23 protein-coding genes are annotated in these 25,981 nt (G+C 72.8%); 7 read left to right on the top strand and 16 right to left on the bottom strand.

What is annotated here, in order from left to right; all coding sequences use genetic code 11:
- Nucleotides 1-6 precede the first annotated feature (6 nt).
- The 9 genes from ASC60_RS35755 to ASC60_RS35715 form a co-directional block, all read right to left on the bottom strand.
- Nucleotides 7-825, bottom strand: a complete 819-nt coding sequence (locus ASC60_RS35755) for an RNA methyltransferase (protein ID WP_055557886.1) — start codon at nucleotides 823-825, stop codon at nucleotides 7-9.
- A 64-nt stretch (nucleotides 826-889) separates the two neighbouring features.
- Nucleotides 890-2,107, bottom strand: coding sequence for a uroporphyrinogen-III C-methyltransferase (gene cobA / locus ASC60_RS35750; RefSeq protein ID WP_055557885.1), 1,218 nt, complete (start codon nucleotides 2,105-2,107; stop codon nucleotides 890-892).
- 108 nt (nucleotides 2,108-2,215) lie between these two features.
- A complete protein-coding gene (gene cobT / locus ASC60_RS35745; protein WP_055557884.1) occupies nucleotides 2,216-6,754 on the bottom strand; it encodes a nicotinate-nucleotide--dimethylbenzimidazole phosphoribosyltransferase in 4,539 nt (1,512 codons plus the stop codon).
- Between the two features lie 278 nt (nucleotides 6,755-7,032).
- A complete protein-coding gene (cbiE, locus tag ASC60_RS35740; RefSeq protein ID WP_055557883.1) occupies nucleotides 7,033-8,286 on the bottom strand; it encodes a precorrin-6y C5,15-methyltransferase (decarboxylating) subunit CbiE in 1,254 nt (417 codons plus the stop codon).
- Nucleotides 8,287-8,592: 306 nt separating this feature from the next.
- A complete protein-coding gene (locus tag ASC60_RS35735; RefSeq protein WP_055557882.1) occupies nucleotides 8,593-9,258 on the bottom strand; it encodes a GNAT family N-acetyltransferase in 666 nt (221 codons plus the stop codon).
- Between the two features lie 169 nt (nucleotides 9,259-9,427).
- Nucleotides 9,428-10,255 carry a MetQ/NlpA family ABC transporter substrate-binding protein gene (locus ASC60_RS35730; RefSeq protein ID WP_055557881.1) on the bottom strand — a complete coding sequence of 276 codons (828 nt, stop codon included), beginning with the start codon at nucleotides 10,253-10,255 and terminating at the stop codon, nucleotides 9,428-9,430.
- Between the two features lie 27 nt (nucleotides 10,256-10,282).
- A complete protein-coding gene (locus ASC60_RS35725; RefSeq protein ID WP_055557880.1) occupies nucleotides 10,283-11,074 on the bottom strand; it encodes a methionine ABC transporter permease in 792 nt (263 codons plus the stop codon).
- Entirely contained in the window at nucleotides 11,071-12,180 is a 1,110-nt protein-coding gene (locus ASC60_RS35720) for a methionine ABC transporter ATP-binding protein (RefSeq protein WP_055557879.1), read from the bottom strand. The genes ASC60_RS35725 and ASC60_RS35720 overlap by 4 nt, the downstream gene beginning before the upstream one ends.
- A 439-nt stretch (nucleotides 12,181-12,619) precedes the next feature.
- Nucleotides 12,620-13,264: an HAD-IA family hydrolase gene (locus ASC60_RS35715; RefSeq protein WP_055557878.1), complete on the bottom strand. Its 645-nt coding sequence runs from the start codon at nucleotides 13,262-13,264 to the stop codon at nucleotides 12,620-12,622.
- A gap of 130 nt (nucleotides 13,265-13,394) precedes the next feature.
- Here ASC60_RS35715 and ASC60_RS35710 point away from each other — a divergent pair, with 130 nt between their 5' ends.
- Nucleotides 13,395-13,763 carry a hypothetical protein gene (locus ASC60_RS35710; RefSeq protein WP_055557877.1) on the top strand — a complete coding sequence of 123 codons (369 nt, stop codon included), beginning with the start codon at nucleotides 13,395-13,397 and terminating at the stop codon, nucleotides 13,761-13,763.
- A 46-nt stretch (nucleotides 13,764-13,809) separates the two neighbouring features.
- Nucleotides 13,810-14,157: a hypothetical protein gene (locus tag ASC60_RS35705; RefSeq protein WP_234357275.1), complete on the top strand. Its 348-nt coding sequence runs from the start codon at nucleotides 13,810-13,812 to the stop codon at nucleotides 14,155-14,157.
- A gap of 66 nt (nucleotides 14,158-14,223) precedes the next feature.
- Here ASC60_RS35705 and ASC60_RS35700 read toward each other — a convergent pair whose 3' ends face one another.
- From ASC60_RS35700 to ASC60_RS35690, 3 genes are all read right to left on the bottom strand, one after another.
- On the bottom strand, nucleotides 14,224-14,727 hold the full coding sequence (locus ASC60_RS35700) for a GNAT family N-acetyltransferase (RefSeq protein ID WP_055557875.1): 504 nt from the start codon (nucleotides 14,725-14,727) through the stop codon (nucleotides 14,224-14,226).
- A gap of 117 nt (nucleotides 14,728-14,844) precedes the next feature.
- Complete coding sequence (locus tag ASC60_RS35695; RefSeq protein WP_055557874.1) at nucleotides 14,845-15,375, bottom strand: sigma-70 family RNA polymerase sigma factor; 531 nt, start codon at nucleotides 15,373-15,375, stop codon at nucleotides 14,845-14,847.
- Between the two features lie 112 nt (nucleotides 15,376-15,487).
- The gene (locus tag ASC60_RS35690; RefSeq protein ID WP_055557873.1) at nucleotides 15,488-16,648 is read right to left on the bottom strand and encodes a glycerophosphodiester phosphodiesterase; all 1,161 of its coding nucleotides are present in this window, start codon (nucleotides 16,646-16,648) and stop codon (nucleotides 15,488-15,490) included.
- A gap of 260 nt (nucleotides 16,649-16,908) precedes the next feature.
- Here ASC60_RS35690 and ASC60_RS35685 point away from each other — a divergent pair, with 260 nt between their 5' ends.
- The 4 genes from ASC60_RS35685 (at nucleotide 16,909) to ASC60_RS35670 (ending at nucleotide 20,332) form a co-directional block, all read left to right on the top strand.
- Nucleotides 16,909-17,598 carry a 1-acyl-sn-glycerol-3-phosphate acyltransferase gene (locus tag ASC60_RS35685; RefSeq protein ID WP_055557872.1) on the top strand — a complete coding sequence of 230 codons (690 nt, stop codon included), beginning with the start codon at nucleotides 16,909-16,911 and terminating at the stop codon, nucleotides 17,596-17,598.
- 130 nt (nucleotides 17,599-17,728) lie between these two features.
- A complete protein-coding gene (locus ASC60_RS35680) occupies nucleotides 17,729-18,607 on the top strand; it encodes an alpha/beta fold hydrolase (protein WP_079038844.1) in 879 nt (292 codons plus the stop codon).
- A 163-nt stretch (nucleotides 18,608-18,770) separates the two neighbouring features.
- Entirely contained in the window at nucleotides 18,771-19,178 is a 408-nt protein-coding gene (locus tag ASC60_RS35675; protein WP_055557870.1) for a YciI family protein, read from the top strand.
- Between the two features lie 8 nt (nucleotides 19,179-19,186).
- Entirely contained in the window at nucleotides 19,187-20,332 is a 1,146-nt protein-coding gene (locus ASC60_RS35670; protein ID WP_055557869.1) for an RNA polymerase sigma factor, read from the top strand.
- A 261-nt stretch (nucleotides 20,333-20,593) separates the two neighbouring features.
- Here the strand turns inward: ASC60_RS35670 and ASC60_RS35665 are convergent, their stop codons facing one another.
- The 3 genes from ASC60_RS35665 to ASC60_RS35655 form a co-directional block, all read right to left on the bottom strand.
- Nucleotides 20,594-21,571 carry an aldo/keto reductase gene (locus ASC60_RS35665; RefSeq protein ID WP_055557891.1) on the bottom strand — a complete coding sequence of 326 codons (978 nt, stop codon included), beginning with the start codon at nucleotides 21,569-21,571 and terminating at the stop codon, nucleotides 20,594-20,596.
- Nucleotides 21,571-23,001, bottom strand: coding sequence for an argininosuccinate lyase (gene argH / locus ASC60_RS35660; protein ID WP_055557868.1), 1,431 nt, complete (start codon nucleotides 22,999-23,001; stop codon nucleotides 21,571-21,573). Before argH ends, ASC60_RS35665 begins: the two co-directional genes overlap by 1 nt.
- A gap of 104 nt (nucleotides 23,002-23,105) precedes the next feature.
- On the bottom strand, nucleotides 23,106-24,302 hold the full coding sequence (locus ASC60_RS35655; protein ID WP_055557867.1) for an argininosuccinate synthase: 1,197 nt from the start codon (nucleotides 24,300-24,302) through the stop codon (nucleotides 23,106-23,108).
- Between the two features lie 141 nt (nucleotides 24,303-24,443).
- On the opposite strand from ASC60_RS35655, the gene ASC60_RS35650 reads away from it, so the two are divergent.
- Nucleotides 24,444-24,986 (top strand): Uma2 family endonuclease, encoded by a 543-nt coding sequence (locus ASC60_RS35650; protein ID WP_055557866.1) that lies wholly within the window; start codon nucleotides 24,444-24,446, stop codon nucleotides 24,984-24,986.
- 254 nt (nucleotides 24,987-25,240) lie between these two features.
- On the opposite strand, the gene ASC60_RS35645 is transcribed toward ASC60_RS35650, so the two are convergent.
- Nucleotides 25,241-25,978, bottom strand: a complete 738-nt coding sequence (locus tag ASC60_RS35645; RefSeq protein ID WP_055557865.1) for a dienelactone hydrolase family protein — start codon at nucleotides 25,976-25,978, stop codon at nucleotides 25,241-25,243.
- Nucleotides 25,979-25,981 lie beyond the last annotated feature (3 nt).

The raw sequence follows: 25,981 nt of genomic DNA, 5'->3' as shown, positions 1-25,981 counted from the left end.
GCGGCACTAGAGGGTGGGGCGGCCCGTTGTCACGGCGTAGAAGGCCACGGCCGCCGCCGCGCCCACATTGAGGGAGTCGACGCCGTGGGCCATGGGGATGCGGACCCATTCGTCGGCGGCCATGAGGGCCTGGGTGGAGAGGCCGTCGCCCTCGGCGCCCAGCATGAGGGCGACGCGGTCGAGGCGGTGGGGGGCGGCGTCGTCCAGGGAGGTCGCCTTCGCGTCGGGGGTGAGGGCGAGGATCTTGAAGCCCGCGTGCCGGACCGCTTCGAGGCCGCGCGGCCAGGTGTCCAGGCGGGCGTACGGGACGGAGAAGACGGCGCCCATGGAGACCTTCACGGAGCGGCGGTAGAGGGGGTCGGCGCAGTCCGGGGAGAGGAGGACGGCGTCCATGCCGAGGGCGGCGGCGCTGCGGAAGATGGCGCCGATGTTGGTGTGGTCGTTGACGGATTCCATGATCACGACGCGTCGGGCGCCGGCGAGGAGTTCGTCGGCCTCGGGCAGCGGTTTGCGCTGCATGGAGGCGAGGGCGCCGCGGTGGACGTGGTAGCCCGTTACGCGTTCGGCCAGTTCGGGGCTGACGGCGTAGACGGGGGCGGGGACGTCCTCGATGACGTCGCGCATGACGTCGACCCACTTGGACGACAGCAGCATCGAGCGCATCTCGTAACCGGCGAGGCGGGCCCGCCGGATCACCTTCTCGCCCTCGGCGATGAACAAACCTTCGGCGGGCTCGCGCTTGCGCCGTAGCTCCACATCGGTCAGACCCGTGTAGTCGCGCAACCGCGGGTCGTCGGGATCATCGACGGTGATGAGATCAGCCACTTGAGTGATACTGCCTTGTCCTGGATGCCGTGCCAATGCGGCGACGTGAGGAAGTTACCGGTGGTTACGCCCGGCGCGAGCCGACGGAGACGACGTCGCCGATGACCACGACGGCCGGAGGCCGTATGCCCTCGGCGGCGACCGTGTCCGCCACGGTGGCCAGGGTGGCGTCCACGCGGCGCTGGGCGGCGGTGGTGCCCTCCTGGATGACGGCGACCGGGGTGTCCGCGCTCCGGCCGTGGCGGATGAGGGCGGCGGCGATGGCGCCGATCTTCTCGACGGCCATGAGGAGGACGAGCGTGCCGCGCAGGCCGGCGAGCGCGGACCAGTCGACGAGGGAGCTGGGGTCGTCGGGGGCGACGTGGCCGCTGACCACGGTGAACTCATGGGCGACCCCGCGGTGGGTGACCGGGATTCCGGCGGCGGCGGGGACGCTGATGGAGCTGGAGATGCCGGGGACGACGGTGCACGGGATTCCGGCTTCGGCGAGCGCCTCGGCCTCCTCCATGCCGCGACCGAAGACAAAGGGGTCGCCGCCCTTGAGCCGGACGACGGACTTGCCCGCCTTGGCGTGTTCGATCAGCGCGTTGTTGATCGCTTCCTGGGCCATGAAGCGGCCGTACGGGATCTTCGCGGCGTCGATGACCTCGACGTGCGGCGGAAGTTCGTCGAGGAGGTCGCGGGGGCCGAGCCGGTCGGCCACCACGACGTCGGCCTCGGCGAGGAGTCGGCGGCCACGGACGGTGATCAGGTCCGGGTCGCCGGGGCCGCCGCCGACCAGGGCGACGTGCGGGCCGCGGGTGCGGTGGCGGGGGGCGGCGAGGGTGCCGTCGCGCAGGCCCTCGACCACGGCGTCGCGTACGGCGGCGGAGCGGCGCGGGTCCCGCCCGGTGAGCACGGCGACGGTGACGCCCTCGCTGCGCCCGGTGGCCGGGGTCCAGGCGGAGGCGGCCTCGGCGTCGTCGCTGCGGACGCACCAGACCCGGCGCGCTTCGGCCTCGGCGGAGGCGGCGGCGTTGGCGTCCGGGTCGTCGGTGGTGATCAGCGCGTACCAGGCGCCCTCGAAGTCGCCTTCCCGGTAGCGGCGGCGCTCCCAGCGCACCTCCCCCGCCTCGGCCATGGCCTCGACGGAGGGCGTCGCGGAGGGCGAGATCAGCAGGATGTCCGCGCCCGCGGCGATCAGCGCGGGCAGCCGTCGCTGGGCGACCTGGCCCGCCCCGAGGACGACGACGCGCCGCCCCGTGAGGCGCAGTCCGACGGGGTATGCGAAGTTCTCGGACATGGCGGTGAGGCTCTCCTCATGCAGAATGCCTGCCGCTGCGGCGCTGGAGCGGCTGATCAACGGGTGGGGCGTGGCCCCCGCCGACACCTTACGTGGCGGGGGCGCACGTCAGTTCTTCTCCGTGACTCCCGCGGAGTCGAACGTGGCCACCTCGTGCATCGCCCGCGCGGCGCTCTGCACCACGGGGAGGGCGAGCAGGGCGCCCGTACCCTCGCCGAGGCGCAGGTCCAGGTCGACCAAGGGGCGCAGGCCCAGCTTGTTGAGGGCCGCCACATGGCCCGGCTCGGCGCTGCGGTGGCCCGCGATGCACGCCGCCAGCACCTCGGGCGCGATGGCGCGGGCGACCAGGGCGGCGGCGCCCGCGCTGACCCCGTCCAGGATGACGGGGGTACGCAGGGAGGCGCCGCCCAGCAGCAGCCCGGCCATGGCGGCGTGCTCCAGGCCGCCGAAGGCGCACAGGACGCCGATGGGGTCGGCGGGATCGGGCTGGTGCAGCTCCAGACCGCGCCGTACGACGTCGATCTTGCGCGCGTGCATCTCGTCGTTGATGCCGGTGCCGCGACCGGTCACCTCGGCCGGGTCGGCGCCGGTGTAGACGGAGACCAAGGCGGCCGAGGTGGTGGTGTTGGCGATGCCCATCTCACCGGTGAGCAGCGCCTTGTTCCCGGCGGCGACCAGGTCGCGGGCGGTCTCGATGCCCACTTCGAGGGCGCGCAGCACCTCTTCGCGGGTGAGGGCGGGCCCGGTGGTGAAGTCGCCGGTCCCGGCGCGTACCTTGCGCGGCAGCAGCCCGGGGGTGGAGGGCAGTTCGCTCGTCACGCCCACGTCCACGACGCACACCTCGGCACCGACCTGGCTCGCGAAGGCGTTGCAGACCGCGCCGCCGCCCAGGAAGTTGGCGACCATCTGCGCGGTGACCTCCTGCGGCCACGCGGTGACGCCCTGGGCGTGCACCCCGTGGTCGCCCGCGAAGATCGCGACCGCGGCGGGCTCCGGAATCGGCGGCGGGCACTGCCGGGACAGTCCGCTGAGCTGCGCGGAGATGATCTCCAGCATGCCGAGCGCCCCGGACGGCTTGGTCATCCGCTTCTGCCGCTCCCACGCCTCGCCGAGCGCCTTGGCGTCCAGCGGGCGGATGCCCTGGAGAGTGTCGGTCAGCAGGCTGTGCGGGTCCTCGCCGGGCAGCGCGCGCCGCCCGTACGACTCCTCGTGGACGACCCACGACAGCGGGCGGCGCTTGGACCACCCGGACCGCAGCAGCTCCGGCTCCTCCGGGAACTCGTCCACGTACCCGACGCACAGGTACGCCACGACCTCCAGGTGATCCGGCAGCCCGAGCGTACGGACCATCTCGCGCTCGTCGAAGAAGCTGACCCAGCCGACGCCGAGCCCTTCGGCGCGGGCGGCGAGCCACAGGTTCTCCACGGCGAGCGCCGAGGAGTACGGCGCCATCTGCGGCTGGGTGTGCCGCCCGAGGGTGTGGCGGCCGCCGCGGGTCGGGTCGGCGGTGACGACGATGTTGATCGGCGTCTCGAGGATCGCCTCGATCTTCAGTTCCTTGAACTGCTTGGCCCGGCCCTTGGGGAGGGACTTGGCGTACGCGTCGCGCTGCCGCACCGCCAGCTCGTGCATGGTGCGCCGGGTTTCCTCGGAGCGGATGACGACGAAGTCCCACGGCTGGGACTGCCCCACGCTGGGCGCGGTGTGCGCGGCCTCCAGCACGCGCAGCAGCACCTCGTGCGGGATGGGGTCGGGCCGGAAGCCGTTACGGATGTCCCGGCGCTCGCGCATCACGCGGTGGACGGCGGCGCGCTCGGCTTCGTCGTATCCCGCGTCGGCGCGAGGGCCGAAGGGGACGGCGGCGGGCTCGGGGGCCTCGGATTCCGGGTCGTCGGGGTTTTGGCCGGCGGCGTCGGCCCGTTCGGCTTGTTCAGCCTGTTCGGCCTCTTCGGTCTCTTCGATCTCTTCGTCGGCCTCCGGCTGAGCGGATTCGGCGGCTTCGTCCTGAGCCTCCACCGCGTCGCCGGACGGTTCGCCCTCGGGCGCGGTGGTCTCGGCGTCGGGGGTCTCCCCGGCGGCGGCCGCCGCGTCATCCGCCTCGGGCGCCTGCGCCTCGGCGGCGGCGTCGGTCGCGGTGGTCTCACCGCCCGGCGTCGCCGCGCCGGAGTCCTGAGCCGCCGCATCGGCGGCAGCCTCAGGCTCGGGGGCCGCCGCCTCCGCGGGCGTCTCGCCCTCGGGGGTGCCCTCTTCGACGGGGGCTTCTGCCGCGGGGGCCTCGGCGGGGTCTGACTCGGCAGGCGCGGCCTGCTCGTCAGCCTCTGCCGCCGGAGCCTGCGCGTCGGCGTCCGCCTCCGGCTCCGGCTCCGGCTCCTGAGCCTCGCCGGGTACAGCGGCTTCCGCCGCCGACGGCTCAGCGGGGGCCGGCTCGGCGGGCGCCTGCGCGGGCGCGGCCTGCTCGGCCGAAGCCTGCGCATCGGCAGGCGCCGTCTCGGCGTCAGCCTCACCGGGGACAGCGGCCTCGGCCGGGGCCTCCCCCTCGGATGGTTCGGCGGGGGCCGGTTCGGCGGGGGCCTGCGCATCGGCCTCCGGCGCCGGACCCTCGTCCGGGGCAGCCGCGTCGGCCGGGGCCTGTACGTCAGCCTCCGGCTCCGGGGTCTGGTCCTCGGCGGGAGCCGGTTCGGCGGCAGCCGGTTCGGCTGGCGCCTGCGCATCGGCCTCCGGCGCCGGACCCTTGTCCGGGGCAGACGGATCGGCCGAAGCCTCTCCGGGGGCAGCGGCCTCGGCGGGAGCGGCTTCGGCGGGTGCCTGCGCAGCCTCCGGCTCCGGGGCCTGGTCCTCGGCGGCAGCCGGGTCGGCGGCGTCCGGAGCCTCCGCCACGGACGGCTCGACGGGGGCCGGGTCGGCCGGAGCCTGCGCATCGGCGGGCGCCGCCTGGGCGTCAGCCTCCGGTTCGGCGGGCGCCGCCTGGGCGTCAGCCTCCGGTGCCGCAGCCTCAACGGCGGCAGCCGGATCGGCCGGGGCCTGCGTGTCAGCGTCGGCCTCCGCCGCCGGGGCCTCACCCGGGGCAGGGGCTTCGGCCGCGGACGGCTCGGCGGGCACCTGCGCGTCGACCTCAGCCGCATCGGCCGGGGCCTGCGCCTCGGCGGGGACGGCCGGGTCGGCCGGGGCTTCCGCCACGGGCGCCTCGGCAGGGGCCTGCGCGTCAGCCTCCGGCACCGGGGCCTCACCCGGGACAGCCGCGTCGGCCGAGACCTGCGAGTCAGCGGATGCCGCCTGGGGATCGGCGGCATCCGGATCGGCGGCCGGGGCTTCCGGCGCGGACGGCTCGGCGGGGGCCTGCTCGGACGCGGCCTGTGCGTCGGCTTCCGGCACCGGAGCCTCGCCCGGGGCGGACGGGTCCACAGACGGGTCGGCGGCGGTCGGGGAGTACTCCTCCGCGTCGGCGACTATCGCGTGGCCCGGGTCCACCGCGGCCGGTTCGGCGTCCTCGTGGGGGATCTGGGCCGGGATGACGGCCTGGGGGCCCGCGTAGAGCTGGTCCGGGGTGATGCCCGGCTGGACCTGGGCCGGGATGTCGACGGCCGGGTGCCCGGGTTCCATGGCGGGCGCCCCGCCCTGGGGCGGGATGGCCACGGCCGGGTCGGCGTAACCAGCGTCGGCGTACCCGGGGTCCGCGTACCCCAGGTCCATCGCCGTCGGCTGCGCACCGCCCTCGGGCGTCTCCGGCGCCTCCGGCTGATCGCCCAGACCGACCGTTTCTGCTGGTGCGGGCATGGGCCGGGGCGGCTGGGGATCCCAGGCGTCGCCGGGCGGCGGGGCGTCGCCGATCTGCGGGATGTCGGCGAGCTGCGGGCCCGGGAGCGGGCCGGAGCCCTCGGGCTGGGGCTGGGTGGTGAAGTACTGCGGCCCGGCGGCGTACTCCGGGGCGCTGGCGTAGTCGACGCCACCGGTGTACTCGGGTTCGGGCGGGGGCGCCGTCTGGGGCTGCTGGACGGGCGGGGCGGTGTGCCGGCCGGCGGCCGGGCCGCGGTCGGCGAGGGAGCGGACCACGCCGCCGGAGGTGTCGGGCACGGGCGGGCCCATGTGCAGGGGGCGGCGGGGAGGCGGGGCGGGGGCCGCGTGCGCGGCGGGGGCTTGGGGCGGCTGCGGTGCGGGCTGTTCCGGCGCCGGGTCGGCGGCCGGACCGGCCGGGGGTTCGGCCACCGGCTGCGGCTCGGGCATCTGGGCATCGGCGTAGGCGGCCATGCCGGGGTCCAGCACTCCGCCCTCGTACAGCCCTTGGCCCTGCTGCTGCGGGTACGGCGGCTGCATCGCGGCCTGCATCTGCTGCTCGTACTGCAGCTGCTGGTCGTACTGCAGCTGCTGGTCGTACTGCGCCTGCTGGTCGTACTGCGCCTGCTGGTCGTAGTGCAGTTGCTGCTGGTACTGGGCCTGCTGCTCGTACTGCGCCTGCTGCTCGCTCCAGGCGCCCTGGGCGCCCGGCATCAGCAGCAGGTCGTCCTCCTCGCCGCCGGTTTCGGGGCCGTCGAGGAAGGTGTAACCGGCGTCGGCAGGCGGGGCGTGGACATCCGCCGGGTGCGGTTGTCCGAGTCGTCCGCCTGCGTTCTCCGGCAGTCCCTCTCCCGGGACCTGGCCGGTGTCGGTCATGCGTACCCCTCGCCCATCGCTAGTGCTCCTTCCAACCGCCTACCGCCGGGAGCAAGCCCCGTGAGCAAGAACGAGCGTGCGCCGTGCGCGGCACGTAGCACGCCCGAGGCTTGCCCACCGCGGCCCGACAAGAAAGGGTCACATTCCGGCCTTTGGCCGATAAAGCGCCTAACGCCGGGCAGCGGTACAGGCAGTACAACGATCCGCCAGCCTACCCCGCGCGGCGCTTCCGGAAGGTCACCGGGGCGAAGCTCGGGGCGAACGTCACAGGGACAAAATCACTGGTGCGGGCGGTGTCCGCAGAGGAGGAAGGCCACCGCGCGTTCGCGTTCGGCCCACACCCGGGTGTCCAACTCGACTGATTGCAGCAGCAGGCACTCGACCCCGTAGCCGCCGTCCTCCAGGGCGGCGCCGATGGCCTCCGCCTCGTCACGGGTGGCGGCGTGGGTGACGATGCGCTCGGGGCGGCGCGCGGCGCACGCGGCGACGACAGGCGCGCCCCCGGCGCCGACGCGGACGACGTCCGGCTCGGGCAGGTCCTCGAGGACGTCGGGCGCGGTGCCGTGGACGACCTGGAGCTGGACGCCGAAGCGGCGGGCGAGGGTGTCGACGCGCTCGCAGGCGTCCGGGTCGCGGTCGACGGCGATGACGGCGGCGCCGAACCCGGCGGTCTCGACGGCGGCGGCGCCGCTGCCCGCGCCGATGTCCCAGACCAGATCGCCGACGCGGGGACCGAGGCGGGCGAGTTGGAAGGAGCGCAGCTGCTGCGACTCGCTCTCACCGAGCACGGTCGCGTAGGCGGGGGCGGGCAGTGCCCAGCCGCGTACGGAGCCGGGGTGGCCCGGGTCGCGGCCGGCGATCCAGCCGCCGCTCTGCAGTGCGCCGCGGGCGGCGCCGGTGGGTGCGCCGCTGCGGACGGAGGCGGCGCCGGAGCCGCCGATGACGATGACGACGTTGGGGTCGCGCCAGGTGTGGTCGGCGGCCTTGTCGGAGGTCAGCACGGTGACCTGCTCGCGTTCGGTGCCCAGGGCCTCGCAGATGACGAAGGTGCGGTGCACCGGGCCGAGGAGCAGGGCGAGTTCGGCGGGACCGGCGCCCGGTGAGGTGAGGACGGCGACCTTGGTGTGGGCGCGGCAGACGTTGACGGCGCGCCGCAGGTCGCGGCTGTGGGCGACGACCACCTGGGCGTCGTCCCAGGGCATCCCGGCCCGGGCGAAGGCGGCGGCGACGGAGGAGACGGCGGGCACGACCTCGACCTCCAGGCCGTGCTCGGGGGCGCGCAGGGCGCGGACGACGCCGAAGAAGCCGGGGTCGCCGTCGGCCAGGACCACGGCCGAGCCGCGGTGCTGGGCGATGCGGCGGGCGGCGAGGTCCACGCTGCCGAGCCGGATGCGTTCGGCGCCGGGCGGGACTTCGGGCAGCGCCAGGTGGTGGGCGGCCCCGGCCACGAGGGTGGCCGCGCCGAGGGCGGACCGGGCCGCGTCCGTGAGCGGGGAGCCGTCCCAACCGATCACCGTGACGCGGTCGGCCATCGTCGTCTGTCTCCCCAATGTGTCGCAGTTCGGTCGCGGGTTGGTGCGCGCGGTCGCGGTGCGTGGTGCACGCGGGCGGTGCCACGGATGGCCTGCCCCCGGAGGGCCTGCCGTGGCGGGTGCGCCGCGCTGCGCGTGCCGTGGACGCGCGTGTCGCGGCTGTGGACGGGCCGGCCCGCAGGTGCTCGGCCCGGAGAGATTACCCCGCCTGGTCCGGACCGCCGGACCGGGGGCAGGGGCGAAGGTGGCGCGCCGGGGGCGCTCGGGAGGCGTGGCGCGCCGGGGTTCGGCACACATGAGCGCCGGTCAGCGCCGGTCGACGCCGGCGGTGTACTCGGAGTACGTGGGGAAGATGTTGAAGGCATCGTTCCCGGCCGTACGGTCGGGCGCGCCCTCCAGGTCCTCGGGGAGCAGGCTCCAGACGATGAGGTCGGTGCGCAGGTCGGTCCAGCCGCCGTCCTCCGTCTGGGTGCGGGCTATGCAGGCGTTACGGAGCACTCCCTCGCTGATGCAGCCGACCTTCTGGGCGACCTGCTGACCGGCGGTGTTGCCCGCGGCGGTCCGCAGCTCCAGCCGCTCGAACCGCTGGTCGTGGAACAGCCAGCGGGCGACGGCCAGCACCGACTCCACGGCGTAGCCCTCGCCGCGCGCCCAGGGGGCGGTGATATAGCTGATCTCGGTGCCCAGGACCTTCCAGTCGGTGTTGCACAGATGGATGATTCCGACGAGCCGCTGGGTGAGGAATTCGGCGACCGCGAAGACGATTCCGCGCCCCGTGGTGCGTTCGGCGGGGGCGAGCCGCATCGCCTGGTCGCGTGCGTCGCGGTGGGTGTACGGGTGGGGAGCCCGGCTCCAGGTGATGACGAGTTCGTCGTTCATCATGTCCGTGAGCGCGGGCAGGTCCGCTTCCTCGAACGGGCGCAGCACCAGCCGTTCCGTGCTGATGGAGATGTCCGGGAAAGTGGATGTCATGCGCCGCTCCGTAACCGGGTCGTTTCAAAGTCGAGGCGAAGAGCCCAGCATGCAGCATCGCTCGGGCGAAATGCAGCACGGGGTGCGGAAACGGAAGGCTCCGCATCGGATTGTCGCCCGGATGCGGAGCCTTCCGTGTTCGGCCGGTCGTTTTCCAGAATGGTGTGTATCAGAACGACGCGAGTACGGATCCGTCGTACTTGTCCTTGATGAACTTCTTCACCTGCGGGGAGGTGAGGAGCTTGGCGAGCTTCTTGACCCGCGGGTCGTCCTCGTTGCCCTTCTTCACGGCGAGGAAGTTGCCGTAGGGGCTGTTGTCCGGGGACTCCAGGATCAGCGCCTCCTTGGCGGGCTTGAGGTGGGCCTGGATGGCGTAATTGCCGTTGATGACGGCGGCGTCCACGTCGTCCAGGGACCTCGGCAGCTGCGGCGCCTCCAGCTCCTTGAACTTCAGGTCCTTGGGATTGTCGGCGATGTCCTTGGGGGTGGCCTCGGTGCCGGCGCCCTTCTTGAGCTTGATGACGCCGTGGGCGTCCAGCAGCCGGAGGGCCCGGGCCTCGTTCACCGCGTCGTTGGGGACGGCGACGGTGGCGCCCTTCTTGAGGTCGTCGGCCTTCTTCACCTTGTGCGAGTAGAGGCCGAGCGGCTCCAGATGCACGGTGACGACAGGCACGATGTCGGTGCCGCGCTTCTTGTTGTAGTCGTCGAGGAACGGCTTGTTCTGGAAGTAGTTGGCGTCCACCGAGCCGTCCTGGGTGGCAGGGTTCAGCGAGTTGTAGTCGGTGAACTCCTTGATCTCCAGCTTGAGGCCCGCCTTCTTGGCCAGGTGGTCCTTGACGTAGTTCAGTATCTCGGCGTGCGGGACGGGGTTCGCGCCGACGAGCAGCGGGCCGTCTTTGTCGGCCTTCCCCGAGCTGGGCGGGGCGCAGGCGGACGCACCGGCGGCGAGCGCGGCGGCGGCGAGCAGGGTGGTGGCGGTCTTGAGGGCGTTACGCACGAAAAGTGCCTTTCTGGTGTCGAGGCGTCAGGAAGTCTTGGTCAACTGGGCGGGCTCGCCGGGCTCGGCGGCTCCGGCCGTGTCGGCGGCCCGGGTTTCGGCGGTACCGGCGCTCCGGGTACGGGAGCGCGAGCGCACCAGCCGGGGCGCGGCCGAGCCGGGGCTGCGGTGCGACAGCGCGCGGGCCGCGATGTCACCCGCGAACTGGATCACGGAGATCACCACCGCGAGGATGGCCACGGTGACCCACATCAGCTGGGTCTCGAACCGCTGGTAGCCGTAGCGGACGGCGAGGTCGCCCAGGCCGCCCGCGCCGACCGTGCCGGCCATCGCCGAGTAGCCGATGAGCGCGACGATCGTGGTGGTGGCGCTGGAGATCAGCGACGGAAGCGACTCGGGCAGCAGGACCTTGCGTACGACGGTCCAGGTGGAGCCGCCCATCGCCTGCACGGCCTCCACCAGCCCGCCGTCGACCTCGCGCACCGAGGTCTCCACGAGCCGGGCGTAGAAGGGGATGGCGCCGATCGCCAACGGCACGATCGCGGCGGCGGGGCCGATGGTGGTGCCCACGATCGCGCGGGTGAAGGAGATCAGCGCGACCATGAGGATGATGAACGGCATCGAGCGCGCGATGTTGACCACCTGGCCGACGACCTTGTTCACGACCACGTTCGGCAGCACGCCGCCCCGGTCGGTGAGGACCAGCAGCACGCCGAGCGGCAGCCCGCCGACGATCGCGATGGCCGCCGACCAGCCAACCATCCAGAGCGTCTCCAGACACGCCTGCTGCAACAGGGGCTGCATCTCGGACCAGGTCACTTGGCGCCCTCCTTGAGCACGGCGGTCTTCTTGGCGCCCGCGGCGTCCGTGGTGTCAGCGGTGGCGGCGGTGGCGGCGGTCTGCGTCCCGGCCGCCTCGTACGCCACGTCCGCCACCTCGACCTGGAGGCCCTGCTCCCGCAGGAAGCCGATCGGCACGACGTTCTCCTCGAAGGGGCCGGGCAGCTCGATGCGCATCCGGCCGACCTGGTTGCCGCCGACGGTGTCCATCGCGGCGCCGAGGATCGAGATGTCGATGTTGTACGTACGGGACAGCTGGGAGATCACCGGCTTGGCCGCGGCCTCGCCCTGGAACGTCACGTCCACGACCGTGCGGTCCGCGCCCGAGGGCGCCCCGCCGACCGGGAACAGCTCCTGGGCCAGCTGCGAGCCGGGGGTGGCCAGCAGCTCGCCGACGCTGCCGGACTCCACGATCCGCCCGCCGCTCATCAGCGCGGCCGAGTCGCAGATCGTCTTGACGACGTCCATCTCGTGCGTGATCAGCAGCACGGTCAGGCCCAGCTGCCGGTTGAGGTCGCGCAGCAGCTGGAGGATCGAGCGGGTGGTCTCGGGGTCGAGCGCGGAGGTCGCCTCGTCGGACAGCAGCACCTTCGGATCGCCCGCGAGCGCGCGGGCGATGCCGACGCGCTGCTTCTGGCCGCCGGAGAGCTGCGCGGGGTACGCCTTGGCCTTGTCGGCGAGGCCGACCAGGTCCAGCAGCTCCAGGGCCTTGCGGGTGCGCTCCTTGCCGGAGACGCCGAGGATCTCCAGCGGCAGCTCCACGTTGTCGCGCACCGTGCGCGAGGAGAGCAGGTTGAAGTGCTGGAAGACCATGCCGATCCGGCTGCGCGCCTGGCGCAGCGCGGAGCCCGCCCGCTGTCCCCGTCCGGCGAGCGCGGTGAGGTCCTGACCGGCCACGGTGACCGTGCCGGAGGTGGGGCGCTCCAGGAGGTTGACGCAGCGGATGAGGGTGGACTTCCCGGCGCCGCTCTGGCCGACGACGCCGTACACCTCACCCTCGCGGACATGCAGGTCGACGCCGTCGAGGGCGGTGACCTCGCGGCCTCGTGAGCGGTAGACCTTCGTCAGGTCCGTAGTGGTGATCACAGGGTTTCCGTCACTGTTGAGTGCAGGCGGTTGTGCCGCCGGGCACGGTTCCATTCCTTACGGAAGCGGCGTGGGCGGGCCGAGGGCGTGCGCGCGCGGGTGTGGGCGCGGGCGCGGCTCGGGGCCGGTGACGCGGGGCGGGCCGGGTCCGCGCGCGGCGGCGCGGGCATGGCTCAGCGGGTCTCGCTTCGGGGCGCGAGGCTCAGGCGGGGGCCCTCAGCGGTCACACATTCGACACCGACAACGAGCACCGGGCGTCATCATCGCCTCGGTCGCAGGGGTGCGGCAGCTCGTCGTGGTCATGGCCGCCAGTAAACCAGAGACCCTGACGGGCCCATCAAGCATGTCCGCATGTCGGACGTCGATGACCAGTCCGTGGACAGCGGCGTCATCCACGGTCCGGTCGCTTCCCTTTACCCCCTCTACTCCCCTGTTCCCCTCACTCCCCCGCGACGATCTCCACTCCCCCGTCGACGGCCCGCGCCGACACGGCCGACAGGTCCTCCACCACGATGTCGGCCTCCAGCTCCGCCCGGCTGGTCGTCGTGGTCAACGCCACGGTCCGCATCCCGGCGGCCCGGGCGGCGGCGAGCCCGGCCGGGGCGTCCTCGAAGACCACACATCGGGCCGGGTCGGCGCCCAGCTTCCCGGCGGCCAGCAGGAACGGTTCGGGGTCCGGCTTGCCGCGGGTGATGTCGTCCGCGGTGATCAGCAGCCCGGGGCGTATCCCGGCCTCGGCGAGGCGGGCCTCGGCCAGCGCGCGGCCCGCGGAGGTCACCACCGCCCAGCGCTCCGCGGGCAGCCCGGCCAGCAGATCGAGGGTGCCGGGCAGCAGCCGCACCCCGCCGGGGACGTCCTCGACCTCCAGTTCGTCGATGCGGCGGCGGGCCTCCGCGACGCGGTCGGCGGGGAGCAGATCGCCGATGATGTCGGCCGCCGGGCGGCCGTGCAGCTCGACCCGGGCGAACTCCTCCGTCACGCCGTACTCCGCGGCCCAGCGGGTCCAGCAGCGGACCACGGACTCCATGGAGGAGACGAGGGTTCCGTCGTTGTCGAACAGCAGCGCGTCAGCGGTGATCTTCATGGGGCGCAGCGTACGGGGCCGATCGCAACGCGGTCATTCGGGCCGATTACAGTCGTCCCATGCTTGTCACCCCCTGTGTGCGGGACCGCACCGCGCGGAGGTTCCGTTCGCTCCGCCTGCGGAGGTTCCGTTGATCGACCCGCTGACCGCCGTGCTCGGTGCGACCGCCCTCGCGCTCGCCGCGTGGTGCGGTTTCGCCGCCTACCGCGACCAGCCCACCAAGGACTGGCACTTCATCGGGATGGCCGTGGTGTCCCTGCTGGCGATCGTCCAGCTGATCATCGGGATCGTGCGGCTGGCGCGGGGCGAGGACCCCGAGCAGGGTGTGGCGATCTTCATCGCGTATCTGGTCGGTTCGGCGCTCGCCGTGCCGATCGCGGCGTTCATGTCGCTGGCGGAGCGGACCCGCTGGGGTTCGGCCACGGTCGCCGCGGCGGCCGTGGTGCTGGCGGTGCTGGAGGTACGGCTGTACGACATCTGGGGAGGCGTGGGTGGCTGAGTCGGCGCGTACGGGGATCGGGCAGGGGCCCGGGCGGCTGCTGGTGATGCTGTACGGGGTGTTCACGGTGGCCGCGGCGTCGCGCTCGCTCTACCAGCTGATCGCCCAGTTCGACGAGGCGCCGCTCGCGTACGTCCTCTCGGCGGTCTCCGCCGTGGTGTACGCCTTCATCACGGTCTCGCTGGTGCGGGGTGGGGAGGGGGCGCGGAAGGCGGCGCTGGTGTGTTGCGGGGCGGAGCTGGTCGGTGTGCTGACCGTGGGCACCTGGACCCTGGCCGACCCCTCGGCCTTTCCCGACCAGACGGTGTGGTCGGACTACGGGATGGGGTACCTGTTCATCCCGATCCTCCTGCCGGTGACGGGTCTGCTGTGGCTGCGGCGGCGGGGTGGCTGAGGAGGGGAAACGCCCGGCGGCGGGGCTCCACCCCGCACAGGGTGGGGCCCCGCCGCGTCGCAGGCGTTACGCGCTGGCCGCGAAGGCCGACATGGAGGCGTCCTTCTCCAGGGTGACCAGGCTCAGGCGGCGGTTGACCTCTTCGGTGCCGACCTGCGCGTAGCCGTACTTGCGGTACAGACGGAGGTTGCCGTCGCTGCGGTGACCGGTGAGCAGCCGGTACCGCTTGGCGGCGCGCTCCTCCGTCAGCCGGGCCTCGATCGCCGCGAGCAGGCGCCCGCCGAGCCCGTGCCGCTGCATCCGCGGGTGGACGATGAGCTTGCCGATGGCGGCCGTGCCCTTGTCGTCGACGGCGCCCCGGACCGAGCCGACGACCTCCTCGCCGAGCCGGGCCACCAGCACACAGCCCTCGCCCAGTTCGGCGCGCAGGTCGTCGAGCGTCTGCGTCAGCGGCTCGATGGAGTAGTCCCCGTAGAGCTCGGCCTCACCCTGATAACACAGGTACTGCAGCTTGAGGATCTGCTCGGCGTCGTCCGCGGTCGCCGCGGAGATGGTCACGCTCATGCCCATGTGCGCATGCCTCCCCTTTGCTTCGGTCCACCGGCCGCCTGAGGGTAGAGCGACCGGGGTTCATTGCCTGGAAAGGAGACGCCACATGGTTGTGGCCGCCTCCCGGGCGCCGATTGTCTAACGCTCCTTTCCCCACGGTTCAGGAGCCGCAACCTCCGCCGTGAGCATTCTGCGCAGGCAACCCAGACATCGGGAACGTACCGGGCCGAGACTGCCCTGTGAGATACCCAACTCGACGGCGATCTCGCGATATGTCAGGTCCGACCGGGACAGCATCGCCCCGAGCAGCCTCGGGCAGCGGCCGGGCAGCCGGCGCACCGCGGCGCGCAGCACCCGCCCGGTCTCGGCGGTGAGCGCGGCGTGCTCGGCGGGGCGGGGCTCGGGGCCGCTCGGCGGGCCGTCGCCGACCGGGTCGTACGGGACCTCGCGGCGCGCCCGGCGCCGGGCGCCGCGCACCTCGGCCCGGACCGCGTGGCGCAGCCAGCGCGCGGGCTGGGGCGGCGGGCCGCTGTCCCGGGTGCGCTCCAGCAGCCGCAGCCAGACGGCCTGCTCCAGCTCGGCGGGCTCGACGCCCGCTCCGTACGCTCCGTACGCCTCGGCCGCCGCCTCGGCGGCGAGCAGCGGACGCAGTTGCTCCACAAGCTCCATGCCGGGCGGGACGTGACGCGCTCGGCGGGTGGTTGCCGGGCCGCGGGTCTCTCACCCGTCCGGGGAGACGGCGGGCCGCGCCTTGACGCCCGTGGCGCGGCCCGCCCCGTCCCTACTGCTTGCGGAAGTCCGCCGCGGCGAGGAGGGCGGTGTCCGGGTTGTCGGAGAAGATCCCGTCGATGCCGGTGGCGAAGTACGCCTTGAAGGCGCCGAAGGCGTCCCCGTACGCGTTGGGGTCGCTGCCCCGGCGGAAGTCGGCGGGCAGGAAGGTGTTCTCGTTGCGCACGGTGTACGGGTGCAGGACGAGCCCGGCCGCGTGCGCGTCCTTGACCACGCTGGTCGGGGTGGAGAGCTTGCCGTCGGCCGTGCGCGGGATGATCACCGACAGGTCGGGGCCGATGCCCTGGGCGTAGCTCGCGATCCACTTCAGGCCCTCGGGCTTGACGAGGTCCGCGACCGTCCGCGGGTCGTTCGCCTCGACGAAGTCCCAGGGGCGGCTGTTGATGGTGGACAGCAGCACGACCGCCGGGGTGGCGACCAGCTTGCGCAGCCGCTGGATGCTGCTCGGCTCGAAGGACTGGAGGAAGAGCGCCGCGTCCTTCTTGTGGCGTCCGTACTTACGGAGCAGCTTCGCGACCCGCTCCTCCAGGCCGAGGCCGATCCCCCGGAAGTAGGTGGGGTGCTTGGTCTCGACGTACAGCCAGACCCGGCGGCCCCGCTTGCGGCCCTCTCGCTCGGCCCACTGCAGCACCTCCTCGAAGGTGGGCACCTCCCAGCGGCCGTCGTAGAGGGTGTTGCGCTGGCGGTTGCCGGGGATGCGCTCCTTGGCGCGCAGCGTCTTCAGCTCGGCGAGGGTGAAGTCCTCGGTGAACCAGCCGGTCAGCTTGGTGCCGTCGACCGTCTTGGTGGTCTTGCGGTCGGCGAACTCCGGGTGCGCGGAGACGTCGGTGGTGGCCGTGATGTCGTTCTCGTGACGGCACACCAGATGCCCGTCCTTGGTGGGGACGAGGTCCTGCTCGACGATGTCCGCGCCCATGTCCAGCGCGAGCTGGTACGAGCCGAGCGTGTGCTCGGGGCGGTAGCCGGAGGCGCCGCGGTGGCCGATGACCGTCGGCACCGGCAGCCCGCGCACGGGCCCGCTCGCCGCCGCGGTGCCCGCTTCCGCGGCGGTGGCCGTGCCCGCGCCGCCCAGGGCCACCGCTCCCGCGCCGAGGGCCGCGGCCCCCAGAAGGGCGCGCCGCCCGGGCTGTTGCTCGCGCTGTTCGCGCTCCATGAGCACTCCTCGCTCTGGTGTCCAGCACCGTCAATTCCTGTCAGCGAACGGGCTGATGGTAGGGGGGTGCGCCTTATCGGCGGGAGACCTGCGGCGAAACGCGTGGGAAACGGGTGTCAACACTGCGTATCAGGTGGGTGAACCCGGTGTGCGCCGTGACATGACCGGCGAGTATCGTCCTCATCGGCGCTTCTGTGCGGTACCGGGTTGACGGGCCGTAGGCGAAGCGCCCCCGACCTTGATGCCGACCGGAGGGCCCGTTGTCCCGTTTCGTGTTCCTGAAGGCAGTACTCGGTCCGCTGATGCGCCTGATGTTCCGTCCACGGGTCGAGGGCGCGGAGCGCATTCCCGGCTCCGGCCCGGTGATCCTCGCCGGGAACCACCTCACCTTCATCGACTCGGTGATCCTGCCGCTCGTCTGCGACCGCCAGGTCTTCTTCATCGGCAAGGACGAGTACGTGACCGGCAAGGGCCTCAAGGGCCGGCTGATGGCCTGGTTCTTCACCGGCGTCGGCATGATCCCGGTCGACCGGGACGGCGGGCACGGCGGCGTCGCCGCGCTGATGACCGGCCGCCGGGTGCTGGAGGAGGGCAAGATCTTCGGCATCTACCCCGAGGGCACCCGCTCCCCCGACGGCCGCCTCTACCGCGGCCGTACCGGCATCGCCCGGCTCACCCTGATGACCGGCGCGCCGGTGGTGCCGTTCGCGATGATCGGCACCGACCGGCTCCAGCCGGGCGGCAAGGGACTGCCCCGGCCCGGGCGGGTGGCGGTGCGGTTCGGCGAGCCGCTGGAGTTCGCCCGCTACGAGGGCATGGACCGCGACCGGTATGTGCTGCGGGCGGTGACCGACGAGGTCATGAGCGAGGTCATGCGGCTGTCCGGCCAGGAGTACGTGGACATCTACGCCACGAAGGCGAAGGCCGCGGAGACGAAGGCCGCGGCCTGACGCGCTCTGACGCTTCCCGCCGTGGCCGACGGGCCCGCGACCGGGCCGATACGGGCGGACGCCGACACCGAAGTGTCACCATCCGCCTTCTTCGTACCGTTCCGGTCACTGTCCTGTCGCCGTCGGTAGGATGCCCCGCCGTACTGGTCTCGCGCCCGGGACGGCCACTACCGTGCCGCGGGTGACGACATTGACCGTGCCTTCCCCCGACTTCATATCCCTCCGGGGTCGTCGCTTCGCCCTCACCGACTTCGGCGGCCCGGGAACCCCGGTCCTCGCCCTGCACGGGCACTTCGGCCGCGGCCGGATGTACGCGCCGCTGGCCGCCGCCCTGGCCCCCGCGTACCGGGTGATCGCCCTGGACCAGCGGGGACACGGGCTGACCGGGGGCGGCGGGCCGTTCACCCTGGACGAGTACGTCGCCGACGCCGCCGCCCTGCTGGACGAGCTGCGCCCCGGTCCGGTGCCGGTCGTCGCCCACTCCACGGGCGCGGTCGCCGCGTACGCCCTCGCCGCGCGCCACCCCGACCTGGTGAGCGCCCTCGTCGTCGAGGACATCGGCGCCGTGACGGACCGCCCGGTGGTCGCCCACCCCGTACTCGACGTCACCGGCTGGCCGACCTGGGCCGCCGACCGGGAGAGCCTGCGCGACCAGATCGAGTCCCGCGGCATCCCGGACGCCTCGTACTTCCTCGACAGCGCCGAGCGGGACCGGGCGACGGGTGGATGGCGGCTGCTGTTCGAACCGGCCCACATGATGGCCTCCCAGGAGGCGATGCGGGGCGACTTCTGGTCCGAATGGCTCGGCTCGGCCTGCCCGGCCCTGCTGATGCACGGCGAACACAGCCCCCTGCTGCCGCCCGGCCACGCCCGCGAGATGGCGCGGCGGCGGCCGCGCACCACGCTGCGGGAGTTCGCGGGGTGCGGGCACTGGATCCACGACGACGCGCCGAAGGAGTACGCGTGGGCGGTGGGGCGGTTCCTGGGGTCGGTCGGCGCGGACGCGTAGCGCGCGCGTACGGAGCCGGTGTGTAGCCGGTGCGCTGGGCTTTTCCCCCACCCCGCCCCTTCCCGAAAAAAACTTCGGCGGCGATGTCGAGAACGCGGGATCGGCTCCGTCCCCGGGGTGAACGCGACCACAATGGGTCGCATCAGCACCGAGGAGACCCACCATGGCCAAGTACCTGCTGCTCAAGCACTACCGTGGCGCACCGGCTCCGGCCAACAACGTGCCCATGGACCAGTGGAAGCCGGAGGAGATCTCCGCGCACGTGAAGTACATGCAGGACTTCGCGGCCCGGCTGGAGGGGACCGGCGAGTTCGTCGACGGTCAGGCACTCGCCCCCGAGGGGACGTGGGTCCGGTACGACGGTGAGGGGCGCCCGCCGGTCACCGACGGCCCGTTCGCCGAGACCAAGGACCTCATCGCGGGCTGGATGGTGATCGACGTCGACAGCTACGAGCGCGCCGTCGAGCTGGCCGGGGAGCTGTCGGCCGCCCCCGGGGCGGGCGGGGAGCCGATCCACGAATGGCTCGAACTGCGCCCGTTCCTGACCGCGCCGCCCACCATCACGGAGTGACCTCATCGATGGACGAGGCCCTGCTGAGGAGCCTCACGCCGAGCGTGCTCGGAATCCTCGTCCGCCGCGGAGCCGACTTCGCGGCGGCCGAGGACGCCGTCCAGGACGCACTGGTCGAGGCGGTCCGCGTCTGGCCCGCCGAGCCCCCGCGCGACCCGAAGGGCTGGCTGGTCACCGTGGCCTGGCGCCGGTTCCTCGACGCGACCCGGGCGGACGCCGCCCGCCGCCGGCGCGAGGACCTCCTCGACGAGGAACCGGCCCCCGGCCCCACCCCCACCGCCGACGACACCCTCCAGCTCTACTTCCTGTGCGCCCACCCGTCGCTGACGCCGTCGTCGGCGGTCGCGCTCACCCTGCGCGCCGTCGGCGGGCTCACCACCCGCCAGATCGCCCAGGCCTACCTGGTGCCCGAGGCGACCATGGCGCAGCGCATCAGCCGCGCCAAGCGCACCGTCTCCGGCGTGAGGTTCGGCCGGCCCGGCGACGTCGCCACCGTGCTGCGCGTCCTCTACCTGGTCTTCAACGAGGGCTACTCCGGCGACGTCGACCTCGCCGCCGAGGCCATCCGCCTCACCCGGCAGCTCGCGGCCGCGTACGACCACCCCGAGGTGGCGGGACTGCTCGCCCTCATGCTGCTCCACCACGCCCGCCGCGCCTCCAGGACCGCGCCCGACGGCGGTCTGATCCCCCTGGCCGAGCAGGACCGCGCCCGCTGGGACACCGAGTCGATCGCCGAGGGCGTCGCCATCCTCCAGAGGGCCCTCGCCCGCGACCGGCTGGGCGAGTTCCAGGCCCAGGCCGCCATCGCTGCGCTCCACGCCGACGCGCCGACCGCCGAGGAGACCGACTGGGTGCAGATCGTCGAGTGGTACGACGAGCTGGCGCGCCTGACCGACAGCCCGGTCGTCCGGCTCAACCGCGCGGTGGCCGTCGGCGAGGCCGACGGCCCGCGCGCCGGACTGGCGGCGCTGGCCACACTGGACGCCTCCCTGCCCCGCCACACCGCCGCGTCCGCGTACCTCCACGAACGCGACGGCGACCTGCCGACGGCGGCCCGCCTCTACGCCGAGGCCGCCCAGAAGGCCCCCAACGCCGCCGAACGCGACTACCTCACCCGCCAGGCCGCCCGCCTCAACACCCGCCGGAACGCATAGGCGGAAGCCGCACCTTCCAGCCCCCACCCGGCGTTTGCGGAGCGGGGGTGTGGGGGCGCAGATGCCTCATATCCCAGCCCCTCCGGCAATTGCGGAGCGGGAACATGGAGGCGGAGACGCCCCACACCCCAGCCCCTCCGGCGATTGAGGAGCGGGGTCCAGGGGCGGAGCCCCGGTGGGGGTGTGGGGGCGGAGCCCCCACCCGGGCCCGGGGTGGAGCCCCGGTTTCGGGAAGGGGCGGGGTGGGGGAAGACGGCCCCGTCAGGTCCAGGGGAGGGACGAGCGGTGGCGCCAATACGCTTCCGGCGGCTCCGCCACGTCTTCCAGCGGCTCCGGGAGGCGGAACGACGCCGCCGTGAGGTTGGAGCGCAGTTGGGCCTCCGTCGCCGCGCCCGACAGGGCGACGGTCACCCACGGGCACCGCAGGACCGCGGCCAGCGCGAGGGCGTCCGGCGTCGCGCCCACCTCCTCGGCGGCGCGGCGGAGCGCGGTGGGGACCCGGTCGGGGGCGGCCAGGCGGCCGTTGGCCATGGCCTCCTTGACGATCACGGTCCGGCCCGCCGCGTGGGCCTCCTCCAGCGCGGGCCCGGCCGACGGCTCCAGCAGGTTGTACGTGCTCTGGACCGTACGGAAGAGCGGAAGCCCGTCGGCTTCGACCTCCAGGGCGGCGCGGATCGCGTCGCCCTGCGCGGGCCCGCTCGTCGAGATGCCGACCGTGACGCCCTCCGCCGCGAGCCGGGCCAGCCGGGCGTGGAGGGCGGGGTCGGTGAGGGCGGGGCTGTCGGGGGTCACGGAGTGGATCTGGTACAGGTCCAGGTGGTCGCCCAGCAGCGCACGGCTCTCCTCGCGCTGACGCTCGTACGTGGCGACGGAGTGGTCCTTGACCTCATGGGTCTCGGCGTCCGCGCGCCAGTCGGCCACGTACGTGTAGCCCCACTTGCTGCCGACCACCACGTCCCGCGTCGCGTCCGGCCGGGCGCGCAGCCAGTCGGCGAGGAATTCCTCGGCCCGCCCGTAGGAGCGGGCCGCGTCCAGGTAGCGCACGCCCTGCGCGTACGCGGCGTCCAGCAGCTCGTGCGAGCGGCGCCGCATCGCCTCGACGGTGCGCTCGGCGGGGAGGTCCCGGTCCCGGCCGAGGTTGATGTAGCCGGGGCGGCCGACCGCCGCCAGGCCGAGCCCGATGCGGGACACCGGCGTGGCGGCGGCGGCCTCGGCGAGACGAGGAAGGCCGGAGGACATCAGCGCTTCGCGTCCGCCCACGCGCGCTGCGCGGCCAGATCGTCCTTGACCTCGGCCAGCTGCGCGGCCACGGCCGACGGGGCCGTACCGCCGCGCCCGCTGCGCGAGGCCAGCGCGCCCGGCACGTTGAGCACACTCCGCACCTCGGGGGTGAGATGCGGGGAGATCTTCGCGAACTGCTCGTCGGTCAGCTGGTCCAGCTCGATCCCGGTCCGCTCGCACTCCTTGACGCACGCGCCCGCGACCTCGTGCGCCACCCGGAACGGCACGCCCTGCCGCACCAGCCACTCGGCGATGTCGGTGGCCAGCGAGAACCCGGCGGGGGCCAGCTCCTCCATCCGCTCCCGGTGGACGGTCAGGGTCGCCATCATGCCGGTGAAGGCGGGGAGCAGGACCTCCAGCTGGTCGCAGGAGTCGAAGACCGGCTCCTTGTCCTCCTGCAGGTCACGGTTGTACGCGAGCGGCAGGGCCTTCAGCGTGGCCATCAGCCCGGTGAGGTTGCCGATGAGCCGGCCGGACTTGCCGCGCGCCAGCTCGGCGATGTCCGGGTTCTTCTTCTGCGGCATGATCGACGAGCCGGTGGAGAACGCGTCGTGGAGGGTCACGAAGGAGAACTCCTTCGTGTTCCAGATGATGATCTCCTCCGCGATCCGCGACAGATCGACGCCGATCATCGCGGTGATGAAGGCGAACTCGGCGACGAAGTCGCGGGACGCCGTGCCGTCGAGCGAGTTGGCGACGGAGCCGTGCTCGAAGCCCAGGTCGGCGGCGACGGCCTGCGGGTCGAGGCCGAGCGAGGACCCGGCCAGCGCGCCCGATCCGTACGGCGAGACGGCCGTCCGCTCGTCCCACTGCCGCAGCCGCTCCGCGTTCCGCGACAGCGCCTGGACATGGGCGAGGACGTGGTGGGCGAAGAGCACCGGCTGGGCGTGCTGGAGGTGGGTGCGGCCGGGCATCGCGACGTCCGGGTGCGCCTCGGCGAGCCCGACCAGGGCCTCCTGGAGGTCGGCGATCAGGCCGCCGATGATCCGGGCGTGGTCGCGCAGGTACATCCGGAAGAGGGTGGCGATCTGGTCGTTCCGGGACCGCCCGGCACGCAGCTTGCCGCCGAGGTCGGGGCCGAGCCGCTCCAGCAGCCCGCGCTCCAGCGCGGAGTGCACGTCCTCGTCGGCGATGGTGCCGGTGAAGTCGCCGGCGGCGACGTCGGCCTCCAGCCGGTCGAGCCCGGCCAGCATCCGCTCCAGCTCGTCGGCGGTCAGCAGATCGGCCGCGTGGAGCACCCGGGCGTGGGCACGGGAGCCGGCGATGTCGTACGGCGCCAGGCGCCAGTCGAAGTGCACCGACGCGCTGAGCTTCTCCAGTGCCTCGGACGGCCCGTCGGCGAAGCGGCCGCCCCAGAGCCGGACGTCGCCGCTGTTGCCGTTGCTCACGCTGTTGCTCCTCAAGGCTGTGGTGGTGGGTGGTGTGACACCGCCTCCCCGCCGCGCGGACGGGAAGGCGGTGTCGTTACGTCGCTTACGCAGGCTACTGCGGCCTACTGCTCCAGGTCGCGCTTCGCGGCGATCTTGCTGGACATCCCGAACAGCTCGATGAAGCCCTTGGACAGCGACTGGTCGAAGGTGTCGCCCGTGTCGTAGGTCGCCAGGTTGAAGTCGTACAGCGACTGCTCCGACTTCCGGCCGGTGACGACGGCCCGGCCGCCGTGCAGGGTCATCCGGATCTCGCCGGTGACGTGCTGGTTCGCCTCGGTGATGAAGCCGTCCAGGGCCCGCTTGAGCGGCGAGAACCACAGACCGTCGTAGACCAGCTCGCTCCACCGCTGCTCGACCTGCCGCTTGTAGCGGGCCAGCTCGCGCTCGACGGTGACGTTCTCCAGCTCCTGGTGGGCGGTGATCAGCGCGATGGCGCCGGGGGCCTCGTAGATCTCCCGGGACTTGATGCCCACCAGCCGGTCCTCGACCATGTCGATCCGCCCGATGCCCTGCGCCCCGGCCCGCTCGTTGAGCTGCTGGATGGCCTGCAGGACGGTCACGGGCTGGCCGTCGATGGCCACCGGGACGCCGTCCTTGAAGGAGATGATGACCTCATCGGCGTCCCGCTGGGTGGCCGGGTTCGAGGTGTACTCGTAGACGTCCTCGATCGGCGCGTTCCAGATGTCCTCAAGGAAGCCGGTCTCGACGGCCCGCCCGAAGACGTTCTGGTCGATGGAGTACGGGGACTTCTTGGTGGTCGCGATCGGCAGGTTCTTCGCCTCGCAGAAGGCGATGGCCTTGTCCCGCGTCATCGCGTAGTCCCGGACCGGGGCGATGCACTTGAGGTCGGGCGCGAGGGAGGAGATACCCGCCTCGAACCGCACCTGGTCGTTGCCCTTGCCGGTGCAGCCGTGGGCGACGGTGGTGGCGCCGTGCTTGCGGGCGGCGGCCACGAGGTGCTTGACGATGGTGGGCCGGGAGAGCGCCGAGACCAGCGGGTAGCGGTCCATGTACAGCGCGTTCGCCTTGATCGCCGGGAGGCAGTACTCGTCGGCGAACTCGTCCTTGGCGTCCGCGACCTCCGCCTCGACCGCCCCGCAGGCGAGCGCGCGCTTGCGGATGACGTCCAGGTCCTCGCCGCCCTGGCCGACGTCCACGGCAACGGCGATGACCTCGGCGCCCGTCTCCTCGGCGATCCAGCCGATGGCGACGGAGGTGTCCAGGCCGCCCGAATAGGCGAGTACGACGCGCTCGGTCACGGGTTTCTCCTTACGGTTCATGCACTGACTGGCATAAGTATGCACTGGCCCGTATGTTTCGTCAACGCGGCGACCCGGCGGGCTGTCGGCGGGCGGCGCTACGATGCCGCTAAGAGGTGCCCGACAGGGGAGGTAACCGGCGTGAGCGTGCAAGACGACATCCTCTGGCAGGCGGCTGAGCGCGCCGCAGCCCAGTTCGAGGGCTTCAAGATCGAGGTCGTGGGGGGCCACATCGTCATGACGCCGCAAAGCGACGTCCAGAGCTGGACCATTCGCCGGGTACAGAACGCCGCCGAGGCATCGGGCATCGCCGAGGAACGGCTCCTGTCGGACGTGCTGATCCAGTTCCCCGGCGAGCCTCCCCGCGTTCCTGATGTGACGATCCTCGAAGACGGAGCGAAGGAGCCGTACTCCTACGACGACGTGCTGGCCGCAGTGGAGATCGTCTCCACCGAGAACGACGACAACGACTACGTGATCAAGGTGCGGCAGTACGCACGATTCGGCGTCCCGATCTACTTGATCATCGACCCCTTCCTCGGCCAGTGCACCCTGCTGACCCGCCCCAAGGGCGACAGGTACGCCTCCCGCACCGAGTACTCCTACGGGGAAACCGTCACCCTCCACCTGACGGACGGCAGCACGGTCGACATCCCCACGGACAAGTTCAAGCGCAAGAGTTGAGCTTGGGCTTCAGCCTCCGGGCCCGGCGCTGCCCGGACCGCGTCGGTACCGGCCACCGGCGGTGCCGACGCGGTCCGGGCGGTTGTGGTGGCTAGTGCCGCGTCAGCCAAGGTTTGCCCGGTAGCGAGGCGTCCTGGTGCGGTCAGATGCAAGGCGCCGGATCGGCCTCGTAGTGGGCCTACTCGGTCGATTCGGCAACGCCGCAGATGGCCGTGCCAGGGCGGCGAGCGGGGTGAACCTTGGCTGACGCGGCACTAGCTGAGGTGCCGGGTGAAGAACCGGGCCGCGGCGTCCCCCGCGGACCGCGGGACGCCGGTGTGCCCGCCCATGTTGGCGTTCAGCGTCTTGTCCTCGGAGCCGAAGGCGTCGAACAGGTCCAGGGCCCGCTGCCGGTCGTTCCCCTCGTCGTCCCACTGGAGCAGGACGTGCAGCGGAATGGTGACCTGCCGGGCCTCCTCGAACAGGGTGCGCGGCACGAAACTCCCGGCGAACAGAACGGCGGCCGAGATGCGCGGCTCGACCACCGCCAGCCGGACCCCGATGGCGATCACTCCCCCCGAGTACCCGACCGGGCCGCCGACCCCGGGCAGCGGAAGCAGGGCGTCCAGGGCGGCCTGCCATTCGGGGACCGACTTTTCGACCAGCGGGAGGACGAGCCGGTCCACGATCCCGTCGTCGACCGGCCCGCCGGCCTCCAGGGCCCGGTGCAGGTCGGCGCGGGCCTGCTCGGCGGCGGCGGAACGGGGCCGGTCACCGCTTCCGGGGAGTTCGATGGTGGCCGTGGCGAAGCCCTCCGCCGCGCAGTGCCGGGCCCGGGCCACCAGTCGGGGGTACATCTTGTGCAGTCCGCCGGGGTGGCCGAGCAGGATCAGCGGCGCCGGTGCGGATGCGGATGCGGTTCCGGGCGTCCACAGGATGCCGGGGATCTCGCCGAGGGTGAATGCGCGCTCGATGACGCCGTCGTCGAGGCGCTGCTCAGAAGTGAATCGCATGGT

It is taken from the genome of Streptomyces sp. NBRC 110028 (assembly GCF_001417735.1).
Taxonomy (GTDB): domain Bacteria; phylum Actinomycetota; class Actinomycetes; order Streptomycetales; family Streptomycetaceae; genus Streptomyces.
This window is presented reverse-complemented; position numbering and strand designations above follow the sequence as displayed.

Excerpts from the sequence above, each read along its gene's own strand:
- cobA (WP_055557885.1), bottom strand. The coding sequence starts at position 2,107 with ATGTCCGAGAACTTCGCATACCCCGTCGGACTGCGCCTCACGGGGCGG.
- cobT (WP_055557884.1), bottom strand. The coding sequence starts at position 6,754 with ATGACCGACACCGGCCAGGTCCCGGGAGAGGGACTGCCGGAGAACGCA.
- cbiE (WP_055557883.1), bottom strand. The coding sequence starts at position 8,286 with ATGGCCGACCGCGTCACGGTGATCGGTTGGGACGGCTCCCCGCTCACG.
- ASC60_RS35735 (WP_055557882.1), bottom strand. The coding sequence starts at position 9,258 with ATGACATCCACTTTCCCGGACATCTCCATCAGCACGGAACGGCTGGTG.
- ASC60_RS35715 (WP_055557878.1), bottom strand. The coding sequence starts at position 13,264 with ATGAAGATCACCGCTGACGCGCTGCTGTTCGACAACGACGGAACCCTC.
- ASC60_RS35705 (WP_234357275.1), top strand. The coding sequence starts at position 13,810 with ATGCTGTACGGGGTGTTCACGGTGGCCGCGGCGTCGCGCTCGCTCTAC.
- ASC60_RS35700 (WP_055557875.1), bottom strand. The coding sequence starts at position 14,727 with ATGGGCATGAGCGTGACCATCTCCGCGGCGACCGCGGACGACGCCGAG.
- ASC60_RS35695 (WP_055557874.1), bottom strand. The coding sequence starts at position 15,375 with ATGGAGCTTGTGGAGCAACTGCGTCCGCTGCTCGCCGCCGAGGCGGCG.
- ASC60_RS35690 (WP_055557873.1), bottom strand. The coding sequence starts at position 16,648 with ATGGAGCGCGAACAGCGCGAGCAACAGCCCGGGCGGCGCGCCCTTCTG.
- ASC60_RS35680 (WP_079038844.1), top strand. The coding sequence starts at position 17,729 with ATGCCCCGCCGTACTGGTCTCGCGCCCGGGACGGCCACTACCGTGCCG.
- ASC60_RS35675 (WP_055557870.1), top strand. The coding sequence starts at position 18,771 with ATGGCCAAGTACCTGCTGCTCAAGCACTACCGTGGCGCACCGGCTCCG.
- ASC60_RS35670 (WP_055557869.1), top strand. The coding sequence starts at position 19,187 with ATGGACGAGGCCCTGCTGAGGAGCCTCACGCCGAGCGTGCTCGGAATC.
- ASC60_RS35665 (WP_055557891.1), bottom strand. The coding sequence starts at position 21,571 with ATGTCCTCCGGCCTTCCTCGTCTCGCCGAGGCCGCCGCCGCCACGCCG.
- ASC60_RS35645 (WP_055557865.1), bottom strand. The coding sequence starts at position 25,978 with ATGCGATTCACTTCTGAGCAGCGCCTCGACGACGGCGTCATCGAGCGC.